15 protein-coding genes are annotated in these 12819 nt (G+C 38.5%); 7 read left to right on the top strand and 8 right to left on the bottom strand.

What is annotated here, in order from left to right; all coding sequences use genetic code 11:
* Positions 1-93: 93 nt before the first annotated feature.
* The 4 genes from copZ to AR337_RS10965 all read right to left on the bottom strand — a co-directional run bounded on the left by copZ (position 94) and on the right by AR337_RS10965 (position 2370).
* Positions 94-300: a copper chaperone CopZ gene (gene copZ / locus AR337_RS10980; RefSeq protein ID WP_059172041.1), complete on the bottom strand. Its 207-nt coding sequence runs from the start codon at positions 298-300 to the stop codon at positions 94-96.
* Between the two features lie 26 nt (positions 301-326).
* Positions 327-719: a metal-sensitive transcriptional regulator gene (locus tag AR337_RS10975; protein ID WP_082686931.1), complete on the bottom strand. Its 393-nt coding sequence runs from the start codon at positions 717-719 to the stop codon at positions 327-329.
* A 123-nt stretch (positions 720-842) separates the two neighbouring features.
* Positions 843-1838: a cytochrome D1 domain-containing protein gene (locus tag AR337_RS10970; RefSeq protein WP_059172040.1), complete on the bottom strand. Its 996-nt coding sequence runs from the start codon at positions 1836-1838 to the stop codon at positions 843-845.
* Complete coding sequence (locus tag AR337_RS10965) at positions 1831-2370, bottom strand: hypothetical protein (protein WP_059172039.1); 540 nt, start codon at positions 2368-2370, stop codon at positions 1831-1833. Before AR337_RS10965 ends, AR337_RS10970 begins: the two co-directional genes overlap by 8 nt.
* A 299-nt stretch (positions 2371-2669) precedes the next feature.
* Between AR337_RS10965 and AR337_RS23150 the strand changes: the two genes are divergently transcribed.
* The 6 genes from AR337_RS23150 to AR337_RS10930 all read left to right on the top strand — a co-directional run bounded on the left by AR337_RS23150 (position 2670) and on the right by AR337_RS10930 (position 7653).
* Positions 2670-2786, top strand: coding sequence for a DUF1541 domain-containing protein (locus AR337_RS23150; protein ID WP_253701620.1), 117 nt, complete (start codon positions 2670-2672; stop codon positions 2784-2786).
* Positions 2787-3021: 235 nt separating this feature from the next.
* The gene (locus AR337_RS10960) at positions 3022-4392 is read left to right on the top strand and encodes a cell wall metabolism sensor histidine kinase WalK (protein ID WP_059172038.1); all 1371 of its coding nucleotides are present in this window, start codon (positions 3022-3024) and stop codon (positions 4390-4392) included.
* A gap of 13 nt (positions 4393-4405) precedes the next feature.
* A complete protein-coding gene (locus tag AR337_RS10955; RefSeq protein ID WP_059172037.1) occupies positions 4406-5080 on the top strand; it encodes a response regulator transcription factor in 675 nt (224 codons plus the stop codon).
* Positions 5081-5745: 665 nt separating this feature from the next.
* Entirely contained in the window at positions 5746-6357 is a 612-nt protein-coding gene (locus AR337_RS10945) for a hypothetical protein (protein WP_059172035.1), read from the top strand.
* On the top strand, positions 6350-6916 hold the full coding sequence (locus AR337_RS10940; RefSeq protein ID WP_059172034.1) for a redoxin domain-containing protein: 567 nt from the start codon (positions 6350-6352) through the stop codon (positions 6914-6916). The genes AR337_RS10945 and AR337_RS10940 overlap by 8 nt, the downstream gene beginning before the upstream one ends.
* 491 nt (positions 6917-7407) lie before the next feature.
* On the top strand, positions 7408-7653 hold the full coding sequence (locus AR337_RS10930) for a hypothetical protein (RefSeq protein WP_059172032.1): 246 nt from the start codon (positions 7408-7410) through the stop codon (positions 7651-7653).
* 667 nt (positions 7654-8320) lie between these two features.
* On the opposite strand, the gene AR337_RS23750 is transcribed toward AR337_RS10930, so the two are convergent.
* On the bottom strand, positions 8321-8473 hold the full coding sequence (locus AR337_RS23750) for a class I SAM-dependent methyltransferase (protein WP_253701644.1): 153 nt from the start codon (positions 8471-8473) through the stop codon (positions 8321-8323).
* Positions 8474-8551: 78 nt separating this feature from the next.
* Complete coding sequence (lgt, locus tag AR337_RS10920) at positions 8552-9430, bottom strand: prolipoprotein diacylglyceryl transferase (RefSeq protein WP_301335717.1); 879 nt, start codon at positions 9428-9430, stop codon at positions 8552-8554.
* 297 nt (positions 9431-9727) lie between these two features.
* On the opposite strand from lgt, the gene AR337_RS10915 reads away from it, so the two are divergent.
* Positions 9728-10978 carry a hypothetical protein gene (locus tag AR337_RS10915; RefSeq protein WP_059172029.1) on the top strand — a complete coding sequence of 417 codons (1251 nt, stop codon included), beginning with the start codon at positions 9728-9730 and terminating at the stop codon, positions 10976-10978.
* A 43-nt stretch (positions 10979-11021) separates the two neighbouring features.
* On the opposite strand, the gene AR337_RS10910 is transcribed toward AR337_RS10915, so the two are convergent.
* The gene (locus tag AR337_RS10910) at positions 11022-11231 is read right to left on the bottom strand and encodes a DUF2933 domain-containing protein (protein ID WP_059172028.1); all 210 of its coding nucleotides are present in this window, start codon (positions 11229-11231) and stop codon (positions 11022-11024) included.
* A 699-nt stretch (positions 11232-11930) separates the two neighbouring features.
* The coding region (locus tag AR337_RS10905; protein ID WP_301335716.1) for a Na+/H+ antiporter NhaC family protein at positions 11931-12819 on the bottom strand (889 nt) is incomplete at its 5' end.

Here is a 12819-nt window from a genome sequence, read left to right as displayed (position 1 = left end):
TATTTCGGTGAAAAAAGAACGTGCCGGTCTTATCCGGACACGTGCCTATTAAGCGGGAAACACATTGCAAGCGAGTTTCCCGTATTATTTCATTTAAACTACATCGTAGCCTTGGTCTTCGATTGTTTCCTTAATTTTATCAAGAGAAACTGCATCGCCTTTATACTCGATCGCAACTGTCTTTTCCTTCAGATCGACAAGTACGCGCTCAACGCCTTCGAGAGCGCCGACGCTTCCTTCGACTGCTTTTACGCAATGGCCGCAAGACATACCTTCTACATTTAAAAGTGTTTTTTCCATGAAATTTTCTCCTCTCAAAAAACAATTTATTTTTTCATTAGCCTTTGAATCGTAACAAGTAGCTCATCGACAACCTCATGATCGCCTTCCTGAATCCGTTCAACCACGCAGCTTTTCATATGGCCTTCCAAAAGGAGTTTCGCGACAGAATTGAGGGCAGCCTGTGTTGCCGAAATCTGCGTAATCACATCATCGCAATAAGTATCCTTTTCAATCAGGCCTTTAATGCCACGAATCTGGCCCTCTATACGGTTAAGCCTCGCCACCAAATTACGCTTCGTTTTTTCAGAGTGGTGGCTTTTTCGGACCGAGCCTTCAGAATCGCAATGATTATCGCATTCAGGAACAAGTTCTCCTATGCTTCCGAATGCATTACTTTCCTTTTCAGGAGCTATTTCGTCAGGATTTATATGATTCATTCCATCGCCTCCTATCATTAATATACAATACCCCCTTATGGTATGCAAGTGGTTTTTAAGTCTTTTTTATGAAGTTTTCAGAAAAACCTTTAGGTATAACTGTGGGTATTCCAAAACAAATTCTTACCTGGCAACGGCAAAACTAATTTCATGAGGTGTTTTGCCTAGGCGTATCTTTTTAACTATTTTTAAGCTTTCAGCATCAACAACCGCCAAATCATTTGAATCCTTATTTGTTACATATAATTTGTTTGAGTTTGGAACAAAGGAAACATGATTCGCCGTTTTCCCGACGATTGTTTTTCCTATAATTTGATTATTGCTCAAATCGACTTTAACGATGTCATTTGATACCCTATTCGATGCAAATAAAAATTTCCCATCCGGTGAAAGAGCAAGGCCATGTGTTCCTTCACCAGTACGAATAGTTTTGATTTGTTTCCTCTTCGTAATATCCACAATAGATACCGTTCCGTCTATAACATTTGCTACATACAAAAATTTATCATCCTTCGAAGGTTCAACTTCATTCGGAATCGTACCAACAGGAATAGTTGCTATAATTTGCAGCGACTGTGTATCAATAAGTGTAATATCGTTTGACATAACATTGGCTACGTAAGCCAAGCTTCCATCACGGCTAAAATCAATATGGGCAGGGCTTTTTGATTTTGTTTGTATCTGCTTTGCTATCTCATTTCTCTTTGTGTCAATCACTGTAATATAATTAAATTCGATTCCTTCTTTTAAATCCCCGCTTGCCAAAAATAAATAGTTACCATCAGGAGTTATATCAATCCCATGCAGGTTTTTACCGGTTTTAATCTTTTTCATAACCTTCCCATTCTTCGCATCGATTACAAATAGTTCACCTTTCGTATAGTTTCCGGCATATACCCAATTCCCATCCTTGCTTGCCTCAATCCCATCCGATAGTGTCTCCTCAACTTTCATTGTTGTTATGACTTTGTCCTTTTGGGTATCAATCACAGATATTGTTCCGTCATCTACATTGGGAATATAGGCTAGCGGAATTTCTTTTACACTTCTATTAAGAACCATGAACAAAAGCAATCCGGCCGTAACTGCTGTGACGAAGAATATTATTTTTCTATTCATCAATACCATCCTTTAAATTAGTAATGTTCATTTCACCTAGATTCCAAATGAAGCGTCTTTCAGGGATATCACCGATATTTTTCACCACAAGTGTGACGTCTCTGTCCACAACTGCTTGCCCAGTCCAGATAAGCATTCCCTTCATATGGTGTGAATCCTGCCCATCTGTTCTCCATTCAAAGTTTGAAGGGAGCTCTTTACCCCCTGTACTGATTGTGGCTAATTCAGCCAAATTATATTGCGATAAATCTTCAGAGTGGGTGTTCATTAAAATTTCAAAGGTGAGTTTTGCACCGTCACTTTCTTCAGGCAAAACTGAAGCTTTAATTGTAACTGCACCCTGATTATCTGTTTTTGACAACGGGCTTTCTGTTCCCTGGACATCCGGTCTGTTTTCATTTGTTTCCTGTACCTTCTGAGCAATTGTCGTGTCCGGTCCCTCCTGCCCTTTGTTGTTACCAAGTAACATATTCCCGAGGACTATGGCAGCAATAGCTGTTATTACCAATGCAGTCACTTTCAAATTACCCACTAATATTCCTCCTATGGTTTTTGTTTTTATAATTCTTATGGTAAAAAGTAAAAGTGGAGAAATCATCGAGAAAGTGTTACAACAATGTGCCAATATTGAAATGAGGAATATTTTAAGAAATTGTTGGTAAATAAAATAACCCGCTACCATTAATAAATGAAATATCGAAAATTCCGGATGAAACCGTCATTTCCTATATTCCTACTACCGGCGGGAAAAGGGTATCAGGCCTAAGATATTGATAATCCGGAGAGGACCAGGTACAGCCAGGCAACCAGGCTAGAATTAATACCGATCATATGAAAGGTATTGCGGACGCAACAGCTACGATTGATTCGGCAGAAAAAACGACTGTGAATATGATTGATTTCACCCCAACAACGGGCGGAGAAAAACCACTAACCATAAATGGTTAACCGAAAAAGAACTATCACCTTTAAAATAATGCCATCCTTTAATAGCAAAACCCTGGCTGACTTAAGCTGGGTTTTGTTTGCGTTTTCGATTATGATTCCCTTCTTCTTTCTCCATACTTTCTCAATGTTTTAAGATTATAATATAACTATGGATATATCATAAGCTGCCTTTGAAGGTCTTTACGGGTATCTAGATGAGTAAAGTTGAAACTAGTTATAGGAGCGAACAATAATCGTGATTATAAAATCCAAAAGTATTTCCGTTAAACTTGGTATTATCTTCAGTGCTATTTTCATACCCCTCTTCTTAATTCTCGGCTTCGTTTTATATGGAGTTTTCACTAATATTTTTGTTGATTACATCGAACAGGATTTGCTGGCCAGGACTAATAATCATGCCAGGATTTTAGAAAAAAGCTTTACTGAATCAACGATTGCCCATGTGATGGAGATGGAACAAGGGGTTGCCTCAGAAGTGTTGATTACCGATCCATCCAATAAAGTACTGAATTCCTCAATACCTTGGACTAGGAATTTAACTAGGAATCTAACCTCACAAAAAGTCAAAAGCGAAGGGAAAATATTGGATAATAACTGGAAAGAACATGAGTATATCATTGCAGTTTCTCCAATTGGAACTACTCTAGGGTTTATATATATGTACTATCCTTCCTCCATTTTGAGGGAAATAGTTTTCGTGATAAACATTTTATTCGCAGCAACCAGTACTGGAATACTCCTAATGGCATTTGGGCTAATCGGGATTTTATCCAGAGGCATCACAAAACCCCTCCTCGCCATGAAGGAGGCAACGACGAAAATGGCTAAGGGGAAATACAAGCAGACTATACCCGTTAAAGGCCAGGATGAAATTGCCCAACTGGGAATATCAATTCAGGAACTGGGGGAGCAACTGAAAAGTTATGAAGACAACCGAAATGATTTCCTTGCTGCTGTTTCCCATGAACTTCGCACACCTTTGACCTATATCAAGGGGTACAGCGACGTGTTGAAAAAGGGGCTAATTAAGGATAAGCAGGAACAGGAAGATTATTTAAAGATTATTAATAAGGAAGCGCACCGTGTTGCTTATATGGTTAATGATTTATTTGAAATGAGCAAGCTGCAGACTGGAAATTTCCTTTTGGAAAAAGTAGCGGCTAATATCAATATCCCTATTGAAAAAGTGCTTGTGAACCTTGGACCGGTTGCCATGAAAAAAGGATTGGAGTTGAAAAAGGAAATTCAACCCGATTTGCCAGACATTTTGATTGACCTCGGTCGAATGGAACAGGTGTTTTATAACCTTATTGAAAATAGTATAAAATTTACGTCTCAAGGATCCATTACTGTCAGAACGTTTGTTAAAAATGAATATGTTGCTTCTGAAATTAGGGATACCGGTAAGGGAATTCCTTTTAATGATATACCGAAAATTTTCGATCAGTTTTACCGGGTCGACCAATCACGGACTAGGAAAACAGGTGGTACGGGGCTTGGTTTATATGTTGTTAAACAAATAGTTGAGGCTCATCATGGAGAAATTCATGTATCAAGTAATGAATATGGGACTGTTTTTACGTTGTTTTTCAAATTCAAATTGTAAATAGGAGATTGCCATGAAAAGTATTTTAATTGTTGATGATGAACCTGAAATGCGCCAATTACTTCGTATTTATTTACATCTGGAAAGTTACAGGACTGATGAGGCGGGAAACGGCCAGGAAGCGTATGAAAAGGTTAAAATGAATGATTATGATTTGATTCTCCTTGATGTTATGATGCCTGTGATGGACGGCTGGCAAACGATTGAACAAATCAGAAAAATTTCCGATATACCAATCATTATGCTGACAGCGAAGGGATCTACCAGGGACAAGGTAACAGGGCTGACATTTGGCGCGGACGACTATATCGTGAAGCCCTTTGATGAAGAGGAGTTGCTTGCAAGGGTTAAGGCATTGCTCCGGAGGTCGCATGGTCCCGGAATGGAAGAGAAGGTACTGAAATATAGGGGAATCATACTGTATCTCTCTTCTAGGGAAGCTATTTACCTTGGCAAAAAGCTGAATTTGACTCAGACCGAATTTAACCTTCTATCCACTTTCATTCAGCATAAAGGTAATGTTTTATCAAGAGATCAGCTTGTGAATATAATCTGGGGGATTGATTTTATGGGGGAGGACAGGACTGTCGATTCTCATATTAAAAATCTCAGAGAAAAGCTGAGAACTTCCGGAATGGAAAAGCAAATGATTCAAACAATTTGGGGTATAGGATATAAAATAGAATAAGGTGAGCCTATGAAACGTTTGATACCGACAATTTTATTGAGTTTCTTAATAGTAACAGGTATTATTTTCCTAATTTTTGTCACTCGAATGATTCTGTTTCCCCCAAATCATATGGGAATGATGATGAATAAACAAATGATGTTCCACCATATGAATTTCTGGTTTGGCCAGATTTTTTTAGGTTTTCTAATTTTATCGGGAGCTGGACTGTTACTAATTTTAATTATTGGCTTTTTAAGAAGGAAATAAAAATTTATATTTGCATTTACAAAAAGAGGAGAATACTCGAGGCATTAAGTATTTTGTAATGATAGTAGGTTCCTTCCTTCTAATGGGATGGGCATAGTAAAATATTTTTTATTATTTTTGGATCGGCTTCCATTGGCAGCAGTCACCTTTTCCACTTTATTATTCAATGGACTGCTCATGGTTTCATTGATACTCTCACTTTATAATTATGCAGGTCTCCAGGCGAGAGGGAGCCCTGCGTAATTTTAGATACAGATGTTTTTTGTAGTAAACGAATTCTTCCAAGAACTGGTCGTTCCACCTATCATGTGGCCGCATTGAACCTGACATTCTCAACTCGTCTTTCTAGTCTTTTTACCTTTACTCTATATACCCCATTGGGTAAAATGGAATAACTGAGTTCCTGGAGGCATCATATGAATTTTATTACAATAGGCAATGTTACTCTGCCTGGCAACATCGCAGCCGCTGTAGTCGCTATCTTTCTTGCGCCGCTTTTCCTGAAAGCTGCCACGAAAAACAAAACGGGTGACTGGTACTGGAATGTGTTCTTCCTATTTTTTTTAATTGCAAAACTAAGCTATGCCCTTTTTAATTGGACGACATTTATCAAATCGCCGGTTGCTCTGCTATATTTTGATGGCGGTAGCAGAGGAGTGGTGTTAGGTCTGATTGCAGTTCTAAGTTATCTTTTCTGGCTAGCAAAAAAAGGGCAATTCAATTCGTACTCCGAAGGGTTTCCACTTTTTCATTTTTTTTGCCTAGCTTTTTTAGCGGCAGATTCCGCGATAGCAAAATCATGGCCTGCATCAGCTGTGTATTTTCTTTTACTGGTGGGAACCCTATTTCTTATTTACCGACAAAAGAAACTGGATATTCAGTTGTTTCTTTTGCTGGTAATTACAGAAGTATTAGGTTTGAGTGTCTTTGGCGCTCTTTTTGATTTGGAAAGCCTGGCGATTCTCTCTGGAGGACTTTTCGTTGTTTGGATTGGATACTTATTTAGGGAGGATGTTTCTTTTGAATAAGAAGTTTTTTATAGGAGGGGCTACCTTTCTAATTCTGGCTGTTATCATCGTTAACATCTGGAAGCCAGGGTATTTTCTAGACAGTAAAGGACAGAAGGACAAAAAAGCGGTTCAGGCTGCGGCTGTAACCGGAATTGCGGAAGGTAATAAAGCACCAGACTTTGAACTCTCACTGGCATCAGGAGAAAAAGCCAAGCTTTCCGACTACCGCGGGCAAAAGGTAATTCTTAATTTCTGGGCAACATGGTGCCCGCCATGCAAGGCTGAAATGCCCCACATGCAAAATTATTATGAGAAAAATAAAGACAAAGGCATGACTATTTTTGCCGTTAATCTGACCGCCTTGGACAAAGGGCGTGATGTGATCGATCGGTTTATAAAGGACTACGGCCTGACATTCCCGATTGCGCTCGATGAGAAAAACAAAGTGGGTACAGAGTATCAGACACTGACCATTCCAACGAGCTATATTATAAGCCCGGATGGAATTATTACTAAGAAATACATTGGGCCAATGGACGAGGAGACAATGGAAAAGCTTTTGAAAGAAGCGGAATAATTCTAAACAAGAAACGGCCTGAGACTTTGTCCAGGCTGTTTTATATTTACCCTCATTTTACATGTCTTTCCAAACAAATCGAAAAATTGATCAAACTTAAAAAGTAACACTTAAGGGCGGCTCAATCGGACCTTAAGGGTTACTGATTACATTAGTTGCATGCAGGGAAAATACTTCCTCCTTTCCATTTTCGCTCGTTATAATAAGCTGACTTGATGTGATGGAAGCTGATTTTGCAGTTAGGACTCCCATGTTGTACCTCTTCACCGTTTCTTTGATGTCAGTTGGTTCATTTTGGCTTGCCGGATTTCCTTGCGAAGTATTTTCATTCTTGCCCGGTTTCCCCACTGCAGGCAGCCAAGCTCCCATTAGTACGTATAGCTATAATAATAGTACATATTTGACTCTGTTATTTTATAAATGCCTAACCCTCTCCTTACTTTCTCCATTTATTAAATTTAATATAGAAGTAGGAAGGAGGTGAGCAATAAGTGAAAAAATTAGCAATTGTGGTTATGAGTACAGTTTTCATTTTAGGTATGGGTACCTTTGCTCTAGCTCAAACTAACGGAAGTGGGAATGCAATTCAAAGTTTTAAAGAGATGCTTCCTTTCATGCAGGAAATGCATCCTGATTCCACAGATAAAGAGTTACAAGAAATGTATAATGCATGTCACAAAAATGATCAAGAGGCGTCTCCTAGTGCAGAAAAAACAAAAAATACAGATAGCTTTTGATTATTTTAATTAGGATTCTTTTTCTTAATCCTTTCCCATTTATCGGAAATACTCTTCAGTAAAAGCCAAAACAAGTAAATCCCAACCAAGTGGTTAGGATTTCGAGTTTTTGTAACTGGCGCTTCAATGAGAGGAAAGTAAAAAGGTAGTCCCAAAAGAATCGTTATTCTGCGACTTTGGGACTGCCACCTAAGAGGAATATCTGCCGCTTCCATCGCATTTGTCCGTCCCATTTCCAATTTACAACTCCAACATCGGCAAGAGCACGTGTATCCTTAATTCGGTCTCCAGCGGTAAATGAAAAACGGATATTGGCTAACAGCCGCCTCGAAATCCTTTTCCTTATAAGGCTAGTTAAATAAATAGCCAAAAATAACAGCTATTCCAACAATCAAAGTCCACAAAACTAAAAGGTATGAAAGGGGAATCTTCTTTCTGTCCTTCACTTGATTTTTACTCTGGCAGCACCCCATTACCTCACCCTCCTTCATTCATTTGTACTAATTCCGGTTTTAGCACCAATCTTCGCATAATGCTTCCCATCAGCAGCAGTTCTTTTCCACTTTTAAAACCGCCTTTTTTGTATGCTCCATTGTTCGGCGGTTGATGTTGGCGTCCCATAATCTGACGGTAAGGGGGTTAAATACAACCCACCGAGTTGTTTTCGCTACGCATGTGCTCCAGCATAACAATTTTTCCTTCTGGTTTGCAGACCCGACTTACCTTTAATTGGGTCTGGAACAGAACAAAACACATATGTTGATACAATGAGATCAAATGTATGATCTAGAAAGGGCAGATTTTGAATGTCGGCTTCGATTAGCTTGAATTTAAAATTTTGATGCTTTAAAGCAGATTTAACTCTACCAAGGCTGGCTCTTAACTCGAAATTACTACTCTATCCTTGTACTAAATAATAGATAAGTAATGAAACTACAGCTAATACCAATACAATTAAAATTGTTTTCCAATAATCACTCTTTTTAATTTCGAATCTTTGTCCAATCGGCTGACGACTTTTTTGGATACTTATCAGGATAAGTCCTATAATAATCCCGATTAAACTTAAAATATGACTAATACTAAAAGGACCAAAGACCATGGGGTTCAGCCTGGTAAATTCTACGACTCCCCGAATTGCCATAAACCCAATTAAATAATGAATAAAAACTTGTCCCGTATAGGAAGGTTTCTTCAGGCGCAAGTACAGATATCCAAATAATATATAATCCAATAAGAATTCATATGCCTGGGCTGGGTGAAAATACTTCCCGCTATTCTCTATTCCCCATGGTAAGGAATCGGAAATCGGACCCCCGAATACATCACACCCTATCCTGCTTATACCTTGGGCAAGTATTAATGCTGGCGCAGCTATATCCAAGGTTTTCCAAATGGGAAGCTTATTCCTTCTCAAAAACCAATAACCAACAACTAATCCACCTAATATCCCGCCATGTATAGACAGTCCACCCTCATGAACAGTAAAGATTTTAACCGGATTAAGAAAGTAATAAGAAGGATTATAAAATAAAATATAAATAATACGGGCGCCTATGATACCTCCAATTAATGAATACATAGCTCCATCCATTAATAATTTATGATTTAATCCTTGCCTTTTTGCTTCCCTCGTAAATAGGATAATCCCCGCCAATGCACCCACCGCAATCATAAAGCCGAACAAATAAAATGAAAGCGGGCCAATACTAAAAATAGGTTTCATAAAAGTTTGCCTCTTTTCTATTCTCTTGTCTAGCAGATTCTCACTGTACAAATACCCTTACTAAAAATTACACTTCGTTTAATGGATTAAATCTGAAAATCGGATAAGAATTAAGGTTTAATTTAAAACTATAATAAATTTTAACTTTGATACGGTTGCCTACTTCATTTTTATATTAAATTAGGAACATGCAGTTTCTATCGAGAAAACTTGTATAATTTTCAACTTCCCTAATTTTCAAGGGGCTTTAATAACATAAAATATACATTGTTCCTCCATCAAAAATGCAAACAATTCAATTAATATTAACGTTGCCTGATTTCATCTTTCATTAAAGGAGAGGATAAAGTGTCAACCCATTATTTCGAGAGATTAATAGGACAATATCGCCTAGACAGTGAGGCAGTATATCAAAATTGGTTTATTAATAATGATGAACGCTTAAAAGCTTTTCGAACAATACGAAGCGGAATTATGAAGGTTGTTGAAGAAATTGAATTAAATAAATTTGGTAACGATTTTAAAGGTTCATCACTGGAATTCGTCGTAAATGCCATTGCAGAGCAAAAACAGGTTTTTGAAGGCGCTGCTCATGCATTCTACTGGAAACCGAAGCTACGGATTCCGGATATTTATGAAAATGAATTAAACAAAAAGATCTTTGGCAGATTTCTTAAAAGCTGCCTGAAGGAAAAAAACGAAAAGCAATTGATTGAGGAAATCATCAAACTTGATGAAGAGAAAATCAAGGGTTTGGGACCAGCTGTGGCTAACATTTTATACTTCCTACACCCTACTATTTTCCCTCCATTTAACACAGCAATTGTGAAGGGCTTTAATGCCATTTTTAACAAAAACATTAAACTGGGGTCATGGATGGAATATATTCGATTAAGGGAAGAAATATTGGACTTTAATTCAAAACACCTCTTACTCCTTTCAAAAGACCTTGGTGCAGTTGGCGGACTATTATTTGAAATAGGAATTGGAAGATTGGTTGTCGAGGAAAATCATGAGATGGTCCTAATGAATTTGGAGAAGAGAGAAAAAACAAATCGCAAAAGACATTTGGATACTATTAGTGATGTAAAAGAAAACAATGACCATTCAGAAATGCAATATCAACTGGCCAAACTAGGAAGATCACTTGGGTATCAAGTATGGATTGCAAGAAATGACCACAAACGCGAATGGAATGGGCGAAAACTCGGTGAATGGTCCGTTGATCAGCTAGCCCTTGATGGCTTTCCCTTACAAGTACAAGATACGGTCTCTTTAATCGATGTTTTGTGGCTTGACCAGAACAGTCATATTATCTGCGCTTTTGAAGTAGAAAAAAGCACTTCCATTTACTCGGGAATTTTAAGGCTTTATGATTTAGCACTTACAATGAATGACCAGAAATGCAAATTTTATCTGCTTGCTCCGGATAAAAGAGAAAAAGAAGTAAAAGCCCAACTTTTTAGACCTTCGTTTCGTCATAATCAAATGTGCAGTATTTCGTATATACTCTTTTCTAGTCTTCGGTGCGATTGTGATGCGATGTGCAAATTTGGTACGAACACAAGTGTACTTGATAAGATTTCAGTTCATATTTAGTAATTAGATACAGCCGCGCTCAGGGCACGGCTGCTTAGTCTTACTATTCTTTTTTTACCATTGATGTAAGAGTGTTAATTTCTCTGCGAAGGATATCGTTTTCCTGCTCCAACCTTGCTATTTTCGAATCGATATCCTTAGGTAAATCCATTTTCTTGTTTTGATGACATCCACCATGGCTTCCGTGGTTCTTCATCATAAAAATCATCATTAAGGGACATATTAATAACATTAAAAGCAATAACCAATTCATCTTTTTCACTCCTGGCGTTTTATATTAAAATTAAATCCTTTTCTATTTATCCTCTTTTTAAGACTAAGACCGCAATGTAAACATCCGCATCTTGCGTCCAAAGGCCTAGGTGGTAGGCCCCCAATATTGAAACCGTAGTTGTCATATTTTCCGCCATGGCAAGGACAATAGTATTGGATACCTTTTTTCTTTTCTAATTCAGCTTTTCCAGCTATACAACGCTATACCTCTAGGTAAAATTGAAACGGTGAATAATCCGATTGTTCCTTTTTAAAAATGGGTCAAAAAATCCCTTCGGGTCCGCATTAGTACTCCTTCCTTTATATTTAAACATAGCAGTAAATTATGCAGAAAGTTAGAATTTCATTTGATTTATAAATCAATATTTTAACTATGAATGTTTCCCCACCAATTTATATATGGCATGTTTAAATTAACAGCGTAATAACATCATCAATGCGGTTATTTCATCTGGATATATTGTTGATATTTTATCGTTAAACTTAGAAAGGAGTTTATAATATTATTCTTGGAAGCTTTCCTCGTGCTAACGCTTTTTATTGTGTATGGCTTATGCTACCGAAAATTATTCAGGTGAAGCTAGATTACAACAACTTATTTTCAGTTATCCATAATTTAACAGTTTCCTTAGCAAAAAAAACAGCCTGGACCGAAAGAATCACTGGTCCAGGCTGTTTTTTACTTTTCCGTCAGGAGCTGCCCGGCTTGCTTTGGCAGGGTTAATCCCGTGACACCATATAAGATGGTCAGCAATGGCGAAAACAGGCAAAAGAATGCAAAGAGGAAATAGTCCGTTACCGGCACACCGAGAACGGAGGCGATAAAGACACCGCACACACTCCAGGGTACGAGCGGATTAACGACTGTTCCCGCATCTTCAAGCACACGTGAAAGGTGCTTTGGCTGCAGGCCTGCCTTTTTAAAATGCTCTTTAAACGCATTCCCAGGCAAAAGGATGGACAGGTATTGCTCGCCAAGCATGAAATTCACCGCAATTGCCATGCCTGCTGTTGCGCTAATCAGCATGGAAACCTTTGTAAGGAAGCGTTGGATGGCAGACAGCAACGCAGGGATGATGCCAAGCTTGAATAGCAAGCCTCCCATGCTGAGCGCGAGCAGAATAACAGATATGCTGAACATCATGCTTTCGATTCCGCCACGGGACAGCATGGAATCTATTTCATTGATCGTACTTCCGGACTTGTAACCTGAGTAGAGCAGATCAAGAAATCCTTTTCCGTCCACCCCGCCGTTAATGACGAAGGAAACCAGCAGCGCCGAAAGTGTTCCAGCCGATAGGGTTGCAATAGCGGTTACCTTTTTTGCCGCCAAAACAGCAAGAATGGCAAATGGTACGAGCGAGTACCAGTGTACAAGGTTCAGCTCAAGCAATTCAGCTTTTATGGTATCCATTTGCTTGATGCTTTGATGGGTATCCGACGGTGAAATCACGACATAAACGATGAACGACAGGATGAATGCCGGAATCGTTGTCCAGGCCATATTCTTTATATGTTCAAATAAATCAGCACCGGCAACGCTTGATGCCAGGTTGGTTGTATCGGAC

Origin of the sequence: Bacillus sp. FJAT-27445, assembly GCF_001510665.1 — a bacterium.
Taxonomy (GTDB): domain Bacteria; phylum Bacillota; class Bacilli; order Bacillales; family Cytobacillaceae; genus Bacillus_D.
The sequence above is the reverse complement of the archived record's forward strand: the minus strand, read 5'-3'. Positions and strand labels throughout refer to the sequence as shown.

Excerpts from the sequence above, each read along its gene's own strand:
- copZ (WP_059172041.1), bottom strand. The coding sequence starts at position 300 with ATGGAAAAAACACTTTTAAATGTAGAAGGTATGTCTTGCGGCCATTGC.
- AR337_RS10975 (WP_082686931.1), bottom strand. The coding sequence starts at position 719 with ATGAATCATATAAATCCTGACGAAATAGCTCCTGAAAAGGAAAGTAAT.
- AR337_RS10970 (WP_059172040.1), bottom strand. The coding sequence starts at position 1,838 with ATGAATAGAAAAATAATATTCTTCGTCACAGCAGTTACGGCCGGATTG.
- AR337_RS23150 (WP_253701620.1), top strand. The coding sequence starts at position 2,670 with ATGAAAGGTATTGCGGACGCAACAGCTACGATTGATTCGGCAGAAAAA.
- AR337_RS10955 (WP_059172037.1), top strand. The coding sequence starts at position 4,406 with ATGAAAAGTATTTTAATTGTTGATGATGAACCTGAAATGCGCCAATTA.
- AR337_RS10945 (WP_059172035.1), top strand. The coding sequence starts at position 5,746 with ATGAATTTTATTACAATAGGCAATGTTACTCTGCCTGGCAACATCGCA.
- AR337_RS10910 (WP_059172028.1), bottom strand. The coding sequence starts at position 11,231 with ATGAATTGGTTATTGCTTTTAATGTTATTAATATGTCCCTTAATGATG.